We start from the raw sequence: 19,419 nt of genomic DNA on the forward strand, positions 1-19,419 counted from the left end.
AAAAATAACGTGCTGAAACAGATAGAGATATGCTTGAATAGGGAACACCCACCGCAATGTGTCCTATTTGAGAGCTTTGGGTATCTCGAGAGCTGGCGGGTAATACAATAATGAAAAGCCGGATGGTAAAAGGTAGCCACAACGGGCAATACGGGAGAATGTATGCTGAAAGTCGCAATGATTAGTACTGGTGAGGAAGTGCTTCACGGGGATATAACAGACACCAATGCCGCTTGGCTGTCGGCGCTGCTGTTTCAGCGCGGCTTCCCGATGTCACGTCGGACGACTGTGGGTGATCAGCTTGATATGCTGGCCAAAGAAATTGAACACTGCAGCCTAACAGCTGATGTTGTGATCGTTAATGGGGGCCTGGGGCCGACAACAGATGATTTAACTGCCCAGGCCGCAGCCATCGCTGCCAATGTCGGCCTCGAGTTGGTCGATGAATGGGTCGCTGCAATGGAAGAAAAGTATGCCAAGTTGGGCCGTGTCATGCCCGAGACCAACCTCAAGCAGGCTATGTTGCCAGAGGGCTCGGAAGTGCTGGATAACCCTGTTGGCACGGCTTGCGGGTTCGCGATGCGGATCAACCGTGCTTGGGTTTTCTTTACTCCTGGGGTGCCGAGCGAATTCAAGAAAATGGTCCATGAGCAAATCTTACCTCGCCTAGCGGTGAACTACGCCAACACCAGTGCCCGGGAGTGTATCCGGCTCCATACTTTTGGCCTATCCGAATCAGGCATTGGCCAGTCTCTACAAGCCATTCGCCTACCTGACGATTTCGAACTCGGTTACCGCTCTGAAATTCCTTTTATCGAAGTGAAAGTATTCTGCCCGCAAGATCACCCACAAGCACCTGCCATCGTCGAGGCCATTGCCAACCAACTAGGGGATAACCTCGTTGGCCATAATCAGCCTTTGCTGAACGCAGTGGGGGAGTTAATTGAGCAAAAGGAATATTCACTAGCGGTTGCCGAATACTATTCCGGCGGTTTCCTGACCAGTTGGCTCTATGACGACGAGTATTTGGCTGAGCGTGTTGTGCAATCATGGGTACTGGGTAGAGGCAAGTTACCCAAAGAGCATCACCAAGCACCGATGGAAGCATCGTTGTCAATGGCCCAGGCCGCGAGGGAGAAAAATCAGGCGGATATTGGTCTGGCAATAGGGACCGAGCAAGATGGGCATGTCGTTGTGGCGCTAGTGACCCCCGAAGGGGAATGGGCGCAACAAGTGTCGACCAAGCGCCGTTATGCGTCGCGTGATTTCCGCTATGTGTTGTCGACACTTGGCTTGGATATGCTACGCCGCTGGCTTGAGGGTAAACCCGTGTTAGGCCACTCGGAATCATTGCGGCGTATTGATCAAAGAGAAAACAAGTACTAACGGTTGCTTCCATCTTTGGGCTGACTCGACAGGCAGCCCAATTATTAATATGCGGGTAGGCTGCTATTGATGTGCGATAGCTTTGACATGCATATTGGCAACATACTCGTCTTCGGCCCAGTAGATCCGGTCGGCGACCATAGCTTCTGGGTTGAGCTCAACGCCATCTAGCACGCGTTTTTTGAACGCATGGTAGCCGGACCTGTCGATAAGGTGGCCCATGTGCAGGTACACCGGGTTACCTTCGAGCATTTCCTTCTCGAACTCAAACAGGTTGTTCAGTACCTGATGGAGTACATCTTCGGTTACCCAGTTGAGGAACAGCTTGCCAACTCTCGGTGTTTTCTTGGAAGTTCGCCCACCCAGTTTGACCATATATAGCTGTTTTGGATTGCGCTGCCAGGCCAGTGTAGGACAAGCCAGAACACACTCGCCGCAGCCAATGCATTTGCTCTCTTCCTTGACCGCTTTACCGTTCTCAATGCTCAGGCAGTCTACCGCATGGTGTCCGCACGCCTTCACACAGGCACCACAGCCGATGCAGCGATCGCTGTTGAATTCAATCTTGGCTACCCCGAGAACCCCAAAGTCACACATGTTGGCTTTTGCACAGTCATTCGGACACCCGGCCAGAACAATCTTCAGGTGGTAGGGTTGCGGATAGACATGGTGCTCGAGGCGCTGGGCAAGACCGGTTGTATCGGTGTTGGCCTTTTGGCAAATCCGGCTACCTTGACAGGCGACGATATTACGACCACCGATGCTCTGGTAGCCCGCTTGGGTATCTTCAACATCAATGCCGCACAGATCCACCGTGATGTCTTTGATGAAGGGCTCTAGGGCGCGGTTTACGGCGGGAATATCTTGGTATTTTATCCCCGGCATTGCCAGTTTCTGCCTGGTTGTCAGGTGGATAACACCGTTACCGAACGTCTCCGCGATGTGCTGGGCGGTAGAAAGCAGGTAAGCGGGCATGATCCCACCCGGGATACGGACACTGATCATGCATTCGCCACGCTCCTTGGATAGGCGGTAGTCACCATTGGCGCGAGCTTTAATAATGTCGATATCGAGACTCATGGTCACTCCTTAGTCAATCATGTGTTGGGCTTGGTCAAAACGAAATACCGGGCCGTCGAGGCAGACGTATTTGTCGCCGATCCGGCAGTGACCGCATTTACCGACCGCACAGGCCATGCGACGTTCATAGTCGACCCAGATTTGCTCTTTGCTAAGGCCGCGCTCAAGTAGTGCTAGTACAACGAATTTGATCATGATAGGTGGGCCAACTACGATGGCCTGAATGGCTTCGGGCGCCGAGAAATCGAGTTGGTCAATGTAGTCTGTCACACGGCCGACACAGAATTGCTCATCGGCTTCGCCCTCATCGAGAGTGACAATCAGGTTCTGCTGCTGGCGCCACAGGTTGAGATCTTGCTGGAACAGCACTGCATCACGGTTCTTGAACCCGAGGATCATATCAAGCTGTTTGATGGACTCCGGATGGTGGCAGAAATGCGATAACAGGCCTTTGACCGGAGCAACACCGGTTCCTCCCGCAACGACAATCAGCTGCTTTTGCTGATACTCTTCCATCGGGTAGCCGTTGCCGTGAACACCACGCATCCATACCTTGTCACCGGGGTGGAGGGTAAACAGTTTATCGGTGACTTTACCGACTTTGCGGATCAGCAGGTCGATATAATCATCCCCGAAATCGGAGACGGAAATCGGTGCTTCGCCGGCCAGTGGCAACGAAACTTCGACAAACTGACCGTAGTGGGTATCGAAATCTTTGGCGACACGGAACGTCCATTCAAGCTCGGTGTGCTTTTCAATCGCCAGAATGTCATAGGCTTTTGGCAACAGCTTGTTTGCCGCCCCGTCGTGGTCATTGTTCTGGCATTGGCAATGATGGGCTGTGGTGTGTTCAGTCATGTTGTTGCTCCAGCGCAACTGAGTTCATGGCGCTTTCAACCACGTCACTCATTTTGTTGATGATGTTTGAAAATGAAATGTAGTGCGGGCAGCGGTCATCACAACGGCCGCAACCAACACACATATGGTCAGTGCCTTGGCGGGCTTTGTAGTCATTGACCTTGTGCAAGGCACGGTAGCGCAGGCGATCGCCGGTTTTTTCGCGGAAGCTATGGCCTCCGGCCATGTCGGTGAAGTTACCTGTCATACAACTTGCCTGTTGGCGGCGGCGTTCACCGATACGGGCTTCGGTGTTGTAACTGATGTCGAACACACTGTAGCAGGTACAAGTAGGGCAGGAGGTCGTGCAGCGGCCACAGCCGATACAACGCTTGTCATATTCTTGCCAAACCGGGTTGCCAGTCAGGATTCTCCTGATCTTGTCTGGGTCATCACAGACTTGGTCAGGGGTACGTACCTTGACTGGGTTGCTGGTAACAAAACTCGGCTCGAAGTCTTGGTCTGCACCGAGCAGGTCAAAGTACGACTCCAAGCTTGGATCTTTTATGGTGATAGCCATGCCGTTGTCGTCGAAGCGCACTGCGGCAGCGTAGTTGTCAGTCTTATTGGTGCCCATCGAGACACAAAAACAGTTTTCGAAACTGCTTTCGCACTCGAGCAGTACTATTTTGACCTTCTTGCGCAGACGATCGTAGTACCAGTCGCGGTTTTTGCCGTTCTTCAGGTACATGTGATCGAGTCTTTCGAAGGCGTGGATATCGCAAGAGCGGGCGAACAACAAGATAGGCTTGATGTTGTCGCTTGGTTGGATGATTTCATCACCGTGGAAATGAAACAGTGTTTGGGTAACCGGCAGCACGACTTCGTTTGGTGAGAAGTGGGATTTCTCCTGCCAGACAATATCTGCAGCCTGCTCGATATCCTGATAGACCAGGTTGTCGGTGTGGGCGAACCGCCCGCCAAAATGCTCGTAGGCCGGCGCCAGGACGCGATACTCTGAGCGCAGATGCGTCAGTGCCTCATCGAGTTCATCAAGCGTGAGGTATTTAGCCATCAGATAGCTCCTTCAAGTGAATGTTCAAATAGGTGTTCGGTTTGCTGGTGGTTGGAGTGCCATTTGATCTGATTGGCTAAGTCGACTGTCTCACCGACAACGATCAGCGAGGGTGCTGTAGGCGTATTTTTCAACAGGCAATTTTCCAGCTCGATGAGGGTAGTGCTCAGTTGGTGATGCTGTGGCTGGGTGCCGTGGCTGATAATTGCGATCGGGGTGTCTTTGGACATGCCGTGGAGCATGAGGCTAGAAGCGATCCATGCCGCGCAGTGCAGTCCCATGTAAAACACCAGCGTATGATTGAGTTTGACCAAGCTTTCCCAGTTGATCTGGTACTGTTCATTGTTGCCACGGGCGGTTACGGCTGTGAATCCCCGTGAAACACCTCTGTGGGTGAGGGGAATTCCGCTGTAGGCGCAACATCCCAAGGCTGCAGTGAGGCCAGGTACAACTTCGAAGGGGATCTGCTGCTGTTCAAGGGCGATAGCTTCCTCGCTGCCACGACCAAAAACAAATGGGTCCCCACCTTTGAGGCGGCAAATCCGCAGTCCCCTTTGCGCCATGGATACCAGCATGGTGTTGATGCCTTCCTGGGTTGCTGATGGGTTGTTGTAACTTTTTCCAACCTCAATAATGTTGGTTCCCGGCTTGGCGTTTTGGATGATCGCTTTGGTAACGAGGTGATCGTGCAATATGACATCGGCTGACTGGATGGCTTTCAAGGCTTTGAGTGTCAACAGTTCCGGGTCGCCCGGCCCGGCTCCTACCAAGGAGACAAAGCCTTGTTTATCCCGGTTCAGGGCGGTGCGAACTTGGGATGGCCGGATTGGTAGTGAGTTAGTGTTTGAATTGCTTTTTCGTAATTGCATAAAGGATCTTTCCGAAGCAAGGGTGAACAGCCAAGCTGGTTGATCTGTTTGAAAGCTATCTGCCTGAAATCTAACTGCTTGAACTTTAACTGCGGGGAATGGTTGCCCAAAAAGCAGGGCAAATCTATTTGGACTTTATGAATAGGCAGTTCAGCAAAAGTGAAAGGAGGTGCATAGGGGGGCTTTAGCGAGTTGAATTAATAAATAACAGCATGAAAAACAGTGTTATTTTTTTGTAATGCTAGTCATTCTCAATACCGGTGGGCAAGGTGGAACTGTGTCGATAACTCGTAATGTAAGTTTGCTATTCCGGAATGACTTATCACCGATAAGGCTGGGTAGGGTATAGGCTAACAGCGTGTAATGCTCGGCTTGTCCTGCTGTGGGTAGAAAGCAGTGCGGAGATGACGGGGTATTGATAGGAAAAGTGGAGTGTCAGCTGAATCAGGCAGGGGAGAGGCCGCCTACAAACGAAGTCACAGGCTGGCTTTTAGTTCTTGTTGCTGCAGTTGGTATTCAAACTCGACATCGATATTGCTTTTAGGGACGGAACAACAGGCAAGCACTTCATTTGGGGCAATGAAAGCCATCGAGTCTTGCTGGTCGACTGCACCGGACTTTAGCTTACAGCGGCAGGCACCGCACATTCCGTTGCGGCACTGGTATTCGGGTTGAAAGCCCGCTTTTTCCAGTTGGTCGAGCAAAGGCTCACGGCTATTGCCGTGAACCTCCATACCATTGACGCGAATGGCGACTCGACTCATAGTTCGAAGTCACCTAGGTCATCGGCGCTGACATCATTGTCGATCTGGCCAACCAGGTAGGAGCTGATCTCAGCTTCCTGAGGTGCAACCTGAACGTTGTCAGATGATAACCATGAGTTGATCCAAGGGATCGGGTTCTGAGTTGCACCCGGGTAGGCGTGTTCTAGGCCGACAGCCGCCATACGTAGGTTGGTAATGTACTCAACATACTGGCACAGGATGTCTTTGTTCAGGCCGATCATTGAGCCATCTTTGAACAGGTACTCAGCCCATTCTTTTTCCTGCTCGGCGGCATCACGGAAGATAGCAAAGCACTCTTCTTTACACTCTTCTGCAATTTCAGCCATTTCAGGATCGTCCTGGCCGGTACGCAGCAGATTGAGGATATGCTGGGTACCGGTTAGGTGAAGTGCTTCATCTCGTGCGATCAGCTTGATGATTTTAGCGTTACCTTCCATCAGCTCTCGCTCGGCAAACGCAAACGAACAGGCGAAGCTGACATAGAAGCGGATAGCTTCCAGTGCATTCACAGACATCATACAAAGGTAAAGCTTCTTCTTGATGTTGCGAAGGTTTACCGTGATGCTCTCGCCATTGATGGTGTGCGTACCTTCGCCTAGGCGGTGGTAATCGTTGGTTGCCGCGATCAGGTCATCGTAGTACTTGGAAATATCGCCAGCACGTTTGATGATGTGTTCATTACCGACGATATCGTCAAATACAATCGCCGGATCGTTAACGATATTACGGATAATGTGGGTGTATGAGCGCGAGTGTATCGTCTCGGAGAACGACCACGTCTCAATCCAGGTTTCTAGCTCTGGGATAGATACAATCGGTAGCAGCGCTACGTTAGGGCTACGGCCCTGGATTGAATCCAGCAGTGTCTGGTACTTCAGGTTACTGATGAAAATGTGGCGCTCGTGATCTGGCAGGTTGTTGTAATCAATACGGTCGCCAGACACATCCACTTCTTCTGGTCGCCAGAAGAAAGAAAGCTGTTTTTCGATCAGCTTTTCGAAAATCTCAAATTTTTGTTGGTCGTAACGCGCAACGTTGACAGGCTGGCCAAAGAACATTGGCTCTTTAAGTTGGTCGTTATTGGTTTGACAGAAAGTGCTATATGCCATCTTATCCTCAACATCAATGGGAGCCGAAGCTCCCACTGTTTCAAATCATTAAATCTTGCAGCTTGTGCAGTCGTCTGCGCCTACATCGCCCTGGCTATCAGAAGCGCCGTCACGGGTGTTATGGTAGTACAGGGTTTTCACGCCGAGTTTATACGCTGTTAGCAGGTCTTTTAGCAACAGTTTCATTGGCACTTTTCCGCCTGGCTGCTGGCTAGGGTCGTAGTTGGTGTTTGCCGAAATCGCCTGATCGATGAATTTCTGCATGATGCCAACTAGCTGCAGGTAACCGTCATTGCTACCGATGTTCCAAAGTAGCTCGTAGTTATCCTTGTACTTGCTGTACTCAGGCACTACCTGCTTCAGGATACCGTCTTTCGATGCTTTTACAGATACGAAGCCACGTGGTGGTTCGATCCCGTTGGTTGCGTTCGAGATCTGCGATGATGTCTCAGATGGCATCAGTGCAGATAGGGTTGAGTTACGCAGGCCGTGGGTCTTGATTTCCTCACGTAGCGCTTCCCAGTCGTAACGAAGCTCAGCAGAACAAACTTTATCGATATCTTTCTTGTAGGTATCGATAGGCAGAATGCCTTGGGCATACGTTGTTTCGTTGAATGCCGGACAAGCACCTTGCTCTTTTGCTAGGCCCAAAGAGGCCTTCAATAGGTAGTACTGGATCGCTTCGAATGCTTCGTGGGTCAGGTTGTTTGCGCTGCCGTCAGAGTAGCGAACGCCGTTCTTCGCAAGGTAGTAAGCAAAGTTAATCACGCCCACACCAAGGGTACGGCGGTTCATTGTTGAACGGTAAGCCGCAGGTAGTGGGTAATCCTGGTAGTCAAGCAGTGCATCTAGGGCACGAACAGTCAGGTCAGCCAGCTCTTCAAGGTCGTCCAGTGATTCGATTGCGCCAAGGTTGAACGCCGATAGCGTACACAGTGCAATCTCACCGTTTTCGTCTTCAACGTTGTTCAGTGGTTTGGTTGGCAGTGCAATCTCCAGACATAGGTTAGACTGGCGGATTGGCGCAACACTTGGGTCGAACGGGCTGTGGGTATTACAGTGGTCGACATTCTGCACGTAGATACGGCCAGTTGACGCACGTTCTTGCATTAGCAGCGAGAACAGTTCGATAGCTTTGATGCTCTTGCGCTTGATGCTGCTGTCCTGCTCGTATTTCACGTACAGGCGCTCGAATTCGTCTTGGTCTGCGAAGAAGGCGTCGTATAGGCCTGGAACGTCAGACGGGGAGAACAGGCTGATGTTCTCGCCTTTGATCAGGCGGGTGTACATCAGTTTGTTGATCTGTACGCCGTAATCCATATGGCGGACACGGTTTTCTTCTACACCACGGTTGTTTTTCAGTACCAAAAGTGATTCTACTTCGCCGTGCCACATTGGGTAGAACAACGTCGCCGCACCACCACGTACACCGCCTTGAGAACAGCATTTAACCGCTGTCTGGAAATACTTGTAGAATGGGATACAACCGGTGTGGAAGGCTTCACCGCCACGGATTTCTGAGCCAAGGGCACGGATACGGCCAGCGTTGATACCGATACCGGCACGCTGGGAAACGTAACGTACAATAGCGCTTGATGTTGCGTTGATAGAATCCAGGCTGTCGTCACACTCGATCAGTACACATGAGCTAAACTGACGGGTTGGGGTACGGACACCAGACATAATTGGTGTCGGTAGTGAAACTTTAAACTGGGATACCGCATCGTAGAAACGCTTGATGTAGTCCATACGGGTGTCGCGTGGGTATTTGCCGAATAGGCAAGCGGCGATCATCATGTATAGGAACTGGGCACTCTCAAAGATTTCACCGCTTACACGGTTCTGGACGAGGTATTTACCTTCCAACTGCTTAACGGCAGCGTAAGAGAAGTTCATATCGCGCCAGTGATCGATGTAGTTATCCATCAGATCAAATTCTTCTTTGCTGTAGTCTTCCAGCAAATGCTTGTCGTACTTACCTTTTTCAACAAGGTTCGTAACATGGTCATACAGCTTAGGCGGCTCGAATTGGCCGTAGGCTTTTTTGCGCAGGTGGAAGATAGCAAGACGTGCAGCCAGATATTGGTAGTCCGGCGTTTCTTCAGAGATCAGATCAGCTGCTGCTTTAATGATGGTCTCGTGAATGTCTTCAGTTTTGATCCCTTCATAGAACTGAATGTGAGATTTTAGCTCGACCTGAGACACCGATACATTCTCAAGGCCTTCGGCGGCCCAAGTGATCACTCGGTGGATTTTGTCTAGATCGATACTTTCTTTGCGTCCATCACGCTTGGTAACAGTGAGCTGTTGATTCATTTTTGGTAGTTTTCCCAGATTTCCATCCATAGCAGTGTTTTTTGTAACTTTTAGCAATAAGGTTAGCAAAGATTGTGATCTTTGTTAGATTTCTGATTGCCTATTAAAACACTACATATTGGGGTGTTGAGCTTATGGTGTTACAAGATAGTGGTGAGAGGGGGGTAATGCAAGGTGGTAATTTTTAACCAGCTGTGGATAACATGGGGATTCATAAAATTAAGTTAGTGCCCACTAACTGATTTGCGCAGGTATGACAATATCATAGGAAAAATCAAAATTTTTTGAGGTTAAAAAAAGTGCCTGCAAAAAAAAATTCCTTGATTTTTTACAGGCATTAGACGTACTGACAAACATCATATTTTTTGGTTATTTCTTGGTTAGTTAGTGGCACGTCGCTTGGGTTACTCACTGCCGACAACCGCCAAAATTTCACTAGGATGGGATAGCACACCCTGTGCGTGCCAGTCAGAAGGGGTATGGTCATCACCTATGTATCCCCAACCAGCGACATACCCTGCCATATTGGCGGCTTTGGCTGCGATCATGTCTTTTTCAATGTCACCAATATATATGCAGTCGCGGTGATCAACCCCCATTTGTTGGCTGGCATGTAATAGTGGCTCGGGGTGAGGCTTGGCAACGGGCAGGGTATCCCCACAGACGACGGTTTGGGCTCGCAACAGTTCAGGGAAGAAGGGGAGTAACATATCGGTCAGGAAACCGGGCTTGTTGGTCATGATCCCCCACTGGATCCCCTTTGCTTCCAGTTGTGCCAATAAAGTGGTGACCCCTTGATAAAAAGATGTGTTGACGCAGATATTATCTTCGTAATAACGCAGGAACTCTTCCCTGAGAGTCATAATATCGAGGTGATCGGGAATGGTACCAAAACCCGCGGTCAGTAGCCCCTTGGCCCCCATGCTGGTATTGGCCTGAATTTGCTGCTGGGTCAGTGGCGGTTGGTCGTAGTCGGCCAGCACCCGGTTGGCGGCATTGGCCATGTCAGGGGCGGTATCGAGAAGGGTGCCATCTAAATCAAACAGTACTGCTTTTATTTTCATTGCCATATATACATTTCCTTGTATCAAAACAGGGGGGCTTTAATGAGTATATACGTGGGGCAAATGGAAAAAGTGATCATTGATATTAATTCCGTCATTTCATTCGGGGGGATCCTGTATGGATTGAAATGGAAATGGAGTCAGGATTTAGGCGTGTGCTTGGTGAGCTGATAGGCAGTGGTTAAATTGGCGGAGAGGCTGGAGAGTGGGAGGCTGGGGATAAGATTAGCCCCAGCCTAAAAAGCATGATGTATCTGTATCACTGCTTAGTGGTATGGACGATGTAGTTCACATCCACATTTTTGCCCAGCCAGTAACGGTCAGTTAGCGGGTTGTAGTGTAGGCCGGTAATGTGTCGGTCTTGCAGCGGGGTGGCATCAATCATACTCAGCAGCTCGGACGGGCGAATGAACTTCTCATGGTCATGGGTACCCTTGGGAACCAGCTTCATCACTTGCTCGGCGCCGACGATGGCGAACAGGTAGGATTTGAAGTTACGGTTCAGGGTCGAGAAGAAGACATGGCCGCCTGGCTTAACCATTTTGGCACAGGAAGCAATCACCGAGGCAGGGTCAGGTACGTGCTCCAACATTTCCATGCAGGTCACGACATCATAGGTCTCAGGGTGCAGTTCGGCGTGCTCTTCGGCAGTGCGCTGGACGTACTCAAGTTTGGTGCCCGTTTCTAGCGCGTGCAGGCGGGCAACTGTCAAGGGCTCTTTACCCATATCAAGGCCGGTGACTTCTGCACCTTCTACCGCCATGCTCTCGGCCAGGATGCCGCCGCCGCAACCGACATCCAACACTTTCTTGCCAAATAGGCCTTCTGCACGATCAATCACATAGTTGAGACGTAGGGGATTGATTTGGTGAAGCGGCTTGAATTCACCTTCCAAGTCCCACCAACGGGACGCCATTTCTTCAAATTTGCTGATTTCTGCTGGGTCTACATTCAACTGCTTAGTCATGAATCTTTGCCATATTCCTTTGTGATGGCGGCATTATAACCCCAAGCATGAAGAAGGTGCAGGTATTAGCGGTAATTTATTGGCTTGTTATGCTGATGTTGTTGAAAAGACAAAGGTAAATCGGTTGTGGTAGGAGCACCGCTGCCGCTCGGGAGTATATAGAAACGGCAGGCGTATTCGGTGTTGCTGGAACAAGCAAAGAACAGAGAAGGGGAAGTAAAAGGAGAAATCCTGTCCTTAAAAACAATTCAGGCTTAGGAGCTGCTTGCGGTGTCTTCGCATTTTGCTTCTAAGCCTGGTAAACGTTCCGTGTTTGCATAGGATTTACTCAGCTGGTTCTATCATGGCTAGCTGCATTAAATCAGCCTGTGCACCGCCTGTAGTCATTGCAATACCTGCGATGATGAGCATAAGAAGATATTTGCCGCCGATGATGCATACGCCTAAAGTGGTGATTACTCTGCCTAACATAATTGACCTCGCTTAACTGCTTAAGTAATGATTTTTGAAATCTTAGATTTTGTTCTTGCGGGTTAATTGTACCTAATTTGGTAGAAGCAAAATTGATAATGATCAGTTTTTTGTTCAGCTTTTAGTCAGATTTTTACAGAGGTGGTGCAATTACGATCTTGCTCAACAATTTACAATTGGTTGCAATTTGATCGTGTTCGATTCAAAAATGAGAAAAGTAATAAAAAACAAGCTTTGAGCAAAAAACAGGCTGTCAGTAGGGGAATACTGAGATAAGTACTTTCGATTTTTTCCCAATCCGCTAAATTACTCACAACATAATGGTGAAAGGTGTGCCTATCTGGGCTGAAATATGCTATATTTTCGCACCTTGCACGTATGGTACCAGACGTTATAGATAACGCCTTAGATTGGCCCTCAGCCCGTTTTAGCGCTAACTATGCCGTTTGGTATACGTATACGACAGAAATTACCTGAGGGATATTGGCTCCATGAGCGATCTTGCAAAAGAGATCACGCCCGTAAACATTGAAGAGGAGCTGAAAGGCTCGTATCTCGACTACGCGATGTCAGTTATCGTGGGTCGTGCTCTTCCTGATGTGCGTGATGGCCTTAAGCCGGTACACCGTCGCGTTTTATTCGCGATGAACGTACTGGGCAATGACTGGAATAAAGCATATAAAAAATCTGCCCGTGTGGTTGGTGACGTAATCGGTAAATATCACCCGCACGGTGATAGCGCGGTTTACGACACGATCGTACGTATGGCGCAACCTTTCTCTCTTCGCTACATGCTGGTAGATGGTCAGGGTAACTTCGGTTCGATTGACGGCGACTCCGCCGCGGCAATGCGTTATACCGAAGTGCGTATGGCCAAGATCGCCCATGAACTTTTGGCTGATCTGGACAAAGAGACGGTAGATTACGTTCCTAACTATGATGGTACCGAGCAGATCCCTGCGGTACTGCCAACTAAGATCCCGAACCTGTTGGTTAACGGTTCATCGGGTATCGCTGTTGGTATGGCAACGAACATCCCACCTCACAACCTAGGTGAAGTGATCGATGGTTGCTTGGCTTATATCAATGATGAAGACATCACCATTGATCAGCTAATGGAATACATCCCGGGTCCAGACTTCCCGACTGCAGCTATGATTAGTGGCCGTAAAGGTATCGTCGATGCCTACAAGACTGGCCGCGGCAAGATCTACTTGCGCTCGAAAGCGGAAATTGAAGCTGACAAGAATGGCAAAGAGACCATTGTTGTTACTGAGATCCCTTACCAGGTCAACAAAGCCCGCCTGATCGAAAAGATCGCCGAGCTAGTAAAAGACAAGAAGGTAGAAGGGATCAGTGCCCTGCGCGACGAATCTGATAAAGACGGTATGCGTATTGTTATCGAATGTAAGCGTGACGCTGTGGGCGAGGTAGTGCTGAACAACCTTTACGCACAGACTCAGCTTCAGACCACATTCGGTATCAACATGGTGGCACTGGACAACGGCCAGCCGAAGACTTTCAACCTGAAAGAGATGTTGAAGTGCTTCGTGAACCACCGCCGTGAAGTGGTGACCCGCCGTACAATCTATGAGCTACGCAAAGCCCGTGAACGTGCCCATATCCTTGAAGGTTTGGCACTGGCACTGGCCAATATCGATGAAATCATCGAGCTGATCAAAAGCGCGCCGACCCCGGCTGAAGCGAAAGCTGGCCTGGTTGCACGCGGTTGGGATCTTGGCAACGTTGCAGCAATGCTTGAGCGTGCAGGCACCGATGCCGCTCGTCCAGAATGGCTGGAAGAGCAATACGGTATCCGTGACGGTCAGTACTACCTGACTGAACAGCAAGCACAAGCTATCCTGGACCTACGTCTACACAAACTGACTGGTCTAGAGCACGAGAAGATCCTTGGCGAATACAAAACGCTGCTTGAAGAAATCGCTGAGCTAATGCACATCCTTGCAAGCTCTGAGCGTTTGATGGAAGTGATCCGCGAAGAACTTGAACTGGTTAAAGAGCAGTTCAACGATGTTCGCCGCACTGAAATTACTGCAGCAAGCCACGATATCGATCTGGAAGATCTGATCAACCAAGAAGATGTGGTCGTAACCCTTTCTCACGAAGGTTACGTTAAGTACCAGGTTCTAAGCGACTACGAAGCACAGCGTCGTGGTGGTAAAGGTAAAGCGGCAACGCGTATGAAGGATGAAGACTTCATCGAGCGTCTGCTAGTGGCCAATACCCACGATACGATTCTATGTTTCTCAAGCCGTGGCCGTATGTACTGGCTGAAAGTTTACCAGCTACCGCTGGCAAGCCGTACCGCTCGTGGTAAGCCGATTGTTAATATCCTACCGCTGGAAGAAGGTGAGCGTATCACTGCTATCCTGCCAGTGAAGGAATATGCAGCCGATAAGTTTATCTTTATGGCGACTGCAGACGGTACTGTTAAGAAGACGCCGCTGACTGACTTCAGCCGTCCTCGTAGCGCAGGTATCATCGCAGTTAACCTACGCGACGGTGACTCGTTGATCGGTGTGGATATCACTGAAGGCAGCGACGACATCATGCTGTTCTCGAAAGCAGGCAAGGTTGTTCGCTTCTCTGAAGAGCAGGTGCGTGGCATGGGCCGTACTGCGGCAGGTGTTCGCGGTATCAAGCTGGCCGAGAGCGACAAGGTTGTTTCTTTGATCGTGCCGCACAACGACGGTGACGTACTGACAGTAACCGAAAATGGTTACGGCAAGCGTACCGAGCTGGAAGAATACCCAGCGAAGAGCCGTGCGACCCAGGGTGTTGTTTCTATCAAGGTCTCTGATCGTAACGGTAGCGTTGTCGGTGCTGTTCAGGTCGAAGAGGGCGACGAGTTCATGATGATCACCAACGGCGGTACGCTAGTACGTACCCGTGTGGCAGAAGTGAGCCGTGTTGGTCGTAACACCCAGGGTGTGACCTTGATCCGTACCGCTGAAGACGAGCAGGTTGTTGGCCTGCAGCGTATCGATGAGCCGGAAGAAGACGAGCTTATCGAAGATGCGGAACTGGTCGAAGGTGAAGCGCCTGCAGAGGGCGAAACGCCAACTGCCGATAGCGAAGCAGACGACTCTTCTGAGCAGGAATAACTAGCTAGTTAGTTACTCTGATAAAAACGCAGCCGACAGGCTGCGTTTTTTTATACCCGCAGTTCCGTGCCCAGCCTTTCCCGCGACTATTTTGTGTTTGCCCCTTTTCAGCTCCTTCATAAAGGTGTAAAAACAGACATTGGTCACAGCTTTGTGGCCACAACTTTATGTTTTTCCAGCAGGAGCTCGTCTTACACCATGGACAACGTTTATAACTTTTGCGCCGGCCCAGCGATGATCCCGGCAGACGTATTGAAAAAGGCCCAACAAGAACTCGTTAATTGGAATGATCTTGGTACCTCGGTGATGGAAATCAGCCACCGTGGCAAGGAGTTCATTGCGGTGGCCCAACAGTCCGAGCAAGACCTGCGCGACCTGCTTTCCATCCCCGATAATTACCATGTATTGTTCTGCCATGGCGGTGCCCGTGCCCAGTTCGCAGCCGTACCGATGAACCTACTGGGAGATGCTGATACAGCTGATTACATGGATGGTGGCTATTGGGCTCACAGCGCGGCCGCTGAAGCCTCGAAATACTGCCAGCCGAACGTGGTCGATATCACCTGCGAGCGCGATGGCAAGAAAGCAATCTTGCCTGCTGCCGAGTGGCCGCTGTCTGATGATGCCGCTTTTGTTCATTTCTGCCCGAATGAAACCATCGATGGACTAGAGATCCGCGACCTGCCCGTAACGGACAAACCGATTGTGGCTGACTTGTCATCGACAATCCTGTCCCGTCCGATTGATGTGTCAAAATACGGTGTGATTTATGCCGGTGCCCAGAAGAACATCGGCCCAGCGGGTTTGACGATTGTTATCGTGCGCGATGACCTTCTAGGCAAGGCTAAATCTATCTTGCCAAGCATTCTGGATTACAGTGTTCAGGTGGATAAAGAGTCGATGTTCAACACCCCGCCGACGTTTGCCTGGTACCTGGCCGGTGAGGTATTCAAATGGCTTAAAGAGTTGGGCGGTGTGGAAGCGATGGAACAGCACAATGTTGCCAAAGCGAATGTGCTGTATGACTACATTGACCAGTCGGACTTCTACCGTAATGAGGTCCACCCAGACAACCGCTCACTGATGAATGTGCCGTTCCAGCTCAAGAATCCGGAGCTGGATGCTTTGTTCCTCGAGCAAGCGGATGCAGTCGGCTTGAAAGCCCTCAAGGGGCACCGTGCCGTTGGTGGTATGCGCGCTTCAATCTACAACGCAATGCCAATCGAAGGTGTACAGGCTCTGGTCGACTTCATGAAGCAGTTCGAGCAGCAGCATGGCTGAGGATAGTCGCTGAGCCTTAGCACTGTAAAAAAAGCCGCTGATGACAGCGGCTTTTTTATTGTGTGTCTCCTCCTGAAATGTGTTTGCACATTTAAGGATGGGGCAGTGGGCTTTTTTATCTGCTCATTGATAGCGTGACTGCTCGGGGTAGATCAGCTTGTCGGTTTCAAACCCTGCCTTTTGCGCAATCGCGACATAACGGGAAATTTGTGCTTCGTCTAGCTCAGGGGCTCTGGCTAACAACCACAGATAGTCGGTGTTAAAACCGCTGACAAGGGCAACGGAATAGTCGGGCTCGAGGAAGAACACCACGTAGCTGCTGTAGAAAGGGCCGAAGAAAGAGACCTTGAGGTGGCCTTTGTTTTCGTCATCGACAAATACGGCCCGGCCATCGGCCTGCTGCCATTCTTGATCTTTGGTATCAAAGCCCCGGTTGGTAACTTTTATAGAGCCGTCATCATTAAGGCTATATACGGCGCTGACATCACTAAGCCCACGCTCGAAGCTATGATCAAGGCGGGCGATTTCATACCAAGTGCCGAGGTAGTTGTCGACACTGAAAGGGGTAACAGGCTTGACCGATTGCGGCATGCCGGTACAGGCGGATAGTAACACCACAGCCGCGAAAGTGGTTAGGGTTCGAGTGAGAAACTTGAGCTTTACTGTCATATAGACTCCATCCTTGGTAAGCATTTATCCCATAGTAAATGGGAAACATTTAAACCACAATTCAGTACTAGCGAACTGAGGCATTATTCGTTACTCTGCAAGGACTGCGACCAAACAGGATTAATGAAATAACAGATGGAAAGTTTAACGTTACAGCCGATCAGTAAGATTAATGGCACTGTGAATCTGCCAGGTTCCAAAAGCGTCTCGAACCGAGCCCTGCTATTGGCGGCGTTAGCAAGCGGCAAGACCCGACTGACTAACCTCCTTGATAGTGATGATATCCGTCATATGCTAACAGCCCTGACCAAGCTGGGAGTGAGCTATCAGTTGTCAGATGACAAAACCGTTTGTGAAGTAACTGGCCTAGGTGGCGCATTCAAGCCAACCGACGCGCTGGAGCTATTTTTGGGTAATGCCGGTACTGCTATGCGCCCGCTGGCAGCGGCACTGTGTTTGGGAGAAGGTGAATTCGTCCTAACTGGTGAGCCTCGCATGAAAGAGCGCCCAATCGGCCACTTGGTTGATGCACTGCGTACTGCTGGTGCTGAAATTACTTACCTTGAGAATGACAACTACCCACCACTAAAGATCAAAGGCACCGGCCTTAAGGGTGGCGAAGTAGAAATCGACGGTTCTATCTCGAGCCAGTTCCTAACAGCCTTTTTAATGTCGGCGCCGCTGGCCTCAGCAGATACAGTGATCCGCATTAAGGGTGATCTGGTATCGAAGCCTTACATTGATATCACCCTGCACATCATGGCCCAGTTCGGTGTCGAGGTGGATAACCGTGACTACCAAGAGTTCGTGGTTAAAGGTAACCAGTCTTACCTAGCTCCGGGTGACTTCTTGGTAGAAGGGGATGCCTCATCTGCGTCTTACTTCCTTGCGGCAGCGGCTATCAAAGGCGGCGAAGTGAAAGTGACCGGTATTGGCAAAAAGAGTATCCAGGGTGATGTTCAATTTGCTGATGCGTTGGCTGCCATGGGCGCTGAAATCGAGTGGGGCGATGATTATGTCATTGCCCGTCGCGGTGAGCTAAAAGCGGTTGATCTAGATTTTAACCATATCCCTGATGCCGCGATGACGATTGCAACTGCAGCGCTGTTTGCTGAAGGCACGACGTCTATCCGCAACGTTTACAACTGGCGCGTGAAAGAAACCGACCGTTTGGCGGCAATGGCTACAGAGTTGCGCAAAGTAGGGGCCGAGGTCGATGAAGGTGAAGATTACATCACGATCACCCCGCCGGCACAGCTGACCCATGCAGCTATCGATACCTATGATGACCACCGTATGGCTATGTGCTTTTCGCTAGTGGCATTGAGCGATACGCCAGTAACGATTAACGACCCGAAGTGTACATCCAAGACCTTCCCGGACTACTTCGAGAAGCTGGCGGTTCTGAGTAACTAATTGTCAGGTTCATCAGTAGCTACAAGAAACCCGCCAGCAGGCGGGTTTTATTTTTTCCGTGTCAGTATTCAGCCATAATCCGGATTACTGATTGGTATCACAACTTTTTTCTCGTATAATATGCCCCCGTTTGAGAGCGGTAATAAGTATCGGTATGTCCCTGCAGGCGTGTCGATGGGTATTACTGCTTAGATTAAACAAGTTTGGAGATTACCTATGTCTACTCATGCGCCAGTGATCACTGTCGATGGACCAAGCGGTGCTGGCAAGGGCACGCTATGTATGCTGTTGGCAGAAAAACTGGGCTGGAAGCTATTGGACTCTGGTGCCATCTACCGAGTGCTTGCCCTTGCTGCATTGCACCACGGTGTTGACCTTGAGTCTGAAGACGCACTTGTGCCTTTGGCTGCTCACTTGGATGTGCAGTTTGTAGCTGAAGGTGAGTTGGTAAAGGTGATTCTTGAAGGGGAAGACGTATCGGGTGAACTTCGTAAGGAAGAAACCGGTATGGCAGCCTCTAAGGTGGCTGCATTGCCACGTGTGCGTGAAGCCTTGCTTCGTCGCCAGCGTGCTTTCAGTGAGGCACCGGGTCTGGTTGCGGATGGCCGTGACATGGGCACCGTTGTGTTCCCTCAGGCAGAAGTTAAGTTCTTCCTTGATGCGAGTGCTGAAGAGCGTGCGAATCGTCGCATGAAGCAGTTGCAACAGAAAGGGTTAGATGTTAACTTTGACCACCTTTTGAAAGAAATTCAGGAACGTGACTACCGAGATCGCAACCGTGCGGTCGCGCCGTTACGTCCCGCGGCTGATGCATTGGTGCTAGACTCTACAGAGATGTCTATCGATCAAGTCATCGAACAGGCATTGGCCCATATTGAAACCAAATTGTCTGCCGAATAATTCGGCATGATGGCGTCGGTGTCACGGATGATAACTGACATTACTACCAACCCCATGCGGTAGGATACC

General features: G+C 50.3%; 17 protein-coding genes. 6 read left to right on the forward strand and 11 right to left on the reverse strand.

Annotated elements, in window-relative coordinates:
* The first annotated feature begins 162 nt into the window (after positions 1–162).
* Positions 163–1,386 (forward strand): CinA family nicotinamide mononucleotide deamidase-related protein, encoded by a 1,224-nt coding sequence (locus C9J01_RS16335; protein ID WP_107299196.1) that lies wholly within the window; start codon positions 163–165, stop codon positions 1,384–1,386.
* A 63-nt stretch (positions 1,387–1,449) separates the two neighbouring features.
* Here the strand turns inward: C9J01_RS16335 and asrC are convergent, their stop codons facing one another.
* The 8 genes from asrC to C9J01_RS16375 form a co-directional block, all read right to left on the reverse strand.
* Positions 1,450–2,466, reverse strand: a complete 1,017-nt coding sequence (gene asrC, locus C9J01_RS16340) for a sulfite reductase subunit C (RefSeq protein WP_107299197.1) — start codon at positions 2,464–2,466, stop codon at positions 1,450–1,452.
* 9 nt (positions 2,467–2,475) lie between these two features.
* The gene (gene asrB, locus C9J01_RS16345; RefSeq protein ID WP_107299198.1) at positions 2,476–3,324 is read right to left on the reverse strand and encodes an anaerobic sulfite reductase subunit AsrB; all 849 of its coding nucleotides are present in this window, start codon (positions 3,322–3,324) and stop codon (positions 2,476–2,478) included.
* Positions 3,317–4,378, reverse strand: coding sequence for an anaerobic sulfite reductase subunit AsrA (gene asrA / locus C9J01_RS16350; protein ID WP_107299199.1), 1,062 nt, complete (start codon positions 4,376–4,378; stop codon positions 3,317–3,319). The genes asrB and asrA overlap by 8 nt, the downstream gene beginning before the upstream one ends.
* Positions 4,378–5,247, reverse strand: a complete 870-nt coding sequence (gene cobA / locus C9J01_RS16355) for a uroporphyrinogen-III C-methyltransferase (RefSeq protein WP_107299200.1) — start codon at positions 5,245–5,247, stop codon at positions 4,378–4,380. Before cobA ends, asrA begins: the two co-directional genes overlap by 1 nt.
* Before the next feature lie 476 nt (positions 5,248–5,723).
* Entirely contained in the window at positions 5,724–6,011 is a 288-nt protein-coding gene (gene yfaE / locus C9J01_RS16360; RefSeq protein WP_107299201.1) for a class I ribonucleotide reductase maintenance protein YfaE, read from the reverse strand.
* Complete coding sequence (gene nrdB, locus C9J01_RS16365; RefSeq protein ID WP_107299233.1) at positions 6,008–7,141, reverse strand: class Ia ribonucleoside-diphosphate reductase subunit beta; 1,134 nt, start codon at positions 7,139–7,141, stop codon at positions 6,008–6,010. The genes yfaE and nrdB overlap by 4 nt, the downstream gene beginning before the upstream one ends.
* 48 nt (positions 7,142–7,189) lie before the next feature.
* Positions 7,190–9,457, reverse strand: a complete 2,268-nt coding sequence (gene nrdA / locus C9J01_RS16370; protein WP_107299202.1) for a class 1a ribonucleoside-diphosphate reductase subunit alpha — start codon at positions 9,455–9,457, stop codon at positions 7,190–7,192.
* Positions 9,458–9,861: 404 nt separating this feature from the next.
* Complete coding sequence (locus C9J01_RS16375; protein WP_107299203.1) at positions 9,862–10,527, reverse strand: HAD family hydrolase; 666 nt, start codon at positions 10,525–10,527, stop codon at positions 9,862–9,864.
* 36 nt (positions 10,528–10,563) lie between these two features.
* Here C9J01_RS16375 and C9J01_RS30035 point away from each other — a divergent pair, with 36 nt between their 5' ends.
* The gene (locus tag C9J01_RS30035) at positions 10,564–10,692 is read left to right on the forward strand and encodes a hypothetical protein (RefSeq protein ID WP_272898725.1); all 129 of its coding nucleotides are present in this window, start codon (positions 10,564–10,566) and stop codon (positions 10,690–10,692) included.
* Positions 10,693–10,780: 88 nt separating this feature from the next.
* Here C9J01_RS30035 and ubiG read toward each other — a convergent pair whose 3' ends face one another.
* Positions 10,781–11,488 (reverse strand): bifunctional 2-polyprenyl-6-hydroxyphenol methylase/3-demethylubiquinol 3-O-methyltransferase UbiG, encoded by a 708-nt coding sequence (gene ubiG, locus C9J01_RS16380; protein ID WP_107299204.1) that lies wholly within the window; start codon positions 11,486–11,488, stop codon positions 10,781–10,783.
* 324 nt (positions 11,489–11,812) lie between these two features.
* Positions 11,813–11,959: a hypothetical protein gene (locus C9J01_RS29800; RefSeq protein ID WP_170114916.1), complete on the reverse strand. Its 147-nt coding sequence runs from the start codon at positions 11,957–11,959 to the stop codon at positions 11,813–11,815.
* A gap of 491 nt (positions 11,960–12,450) precedes the next feature.
* On the opposite strand from C9J01_RS29800, the gene gyrA reads away from it, so the two are divergent.
* On the forward strand, positions 12,451–15,084 hold the full coding sequence (gyrA, locus tag C9J01_RS16385; protein ID WP_107299205.1) for a DNA topoisomerase (ATP-hydrolyzing) subunit A: 2,634 nt from the start codon (positions 12,451–12,453) through the stop codon (positions 15,082–15,084).
* 198 nt (positions 15,085–15,282) lie between these two features.
* Entirely contained in the window at positions 15,283–16,365 is a 1,083-nt protein-coding gene (gene serC / locus C9J01_RS16390) for a 3-phosphoserine/phosphohydroxythreonine transaminase (protein ID WP_107299206.1), read from the forward strand.
* Between the two features lie 123 nt (positions 16,366–16,488).
* On the opposite strand, the gene C9J01_RS16395 is transcribed toward serC, so the two are convergent.
* Positions 16,489–17,034, reverse strand: a complete 546-nt coding sequence (locus tag C9J01_RS16395; protein WP_107299207.1) for a lipocalin family protein — start codon at positions 17,032–17,034, stop codon at positions 16,489–16,491.
* Positions 17,035–17,169: 135 nt separating this feature from the next.
* Here C9J01_RS16395 and aroA point away from each other — a divergent pair, with 135 nt between their 5' ends.
* On the forward strand, positions 17,170–18,450 hold the full coding sequence (aroA, locus tag C9J01_RS16400; RefSeq protein ID WP_107299208.1) for a 3-phosphoshikimate 1-carboxyvinyltransferase: 1,281 nt from the start codon (positions 17,170–17,172) through the stop codon (positions 18,448–18,450).
* 216 nt (positions 18,451–18,666) lie between these two features.
* Entirely contained in the window at positions 18,667–19,350 is a 684-nt protein-coding gene (gene cmk, locus C9J01_RS16405; RefSeq protein WP_107299209.1) for a (d)CMP kinase, read from the forward strand.
* Positions 19,351–19,419 lie beyond the last annotated feature (69 nt).

It is taken from the genome of Photobacterium rosenbergii, from assembly GCF_003026455.1.
GTDB lineage: Bacteria > Pseudomonadota > Gammaproteobacteria > Enterobacterales > Vibrionaceae > Photobacterium > Photobacterium rosenbergii.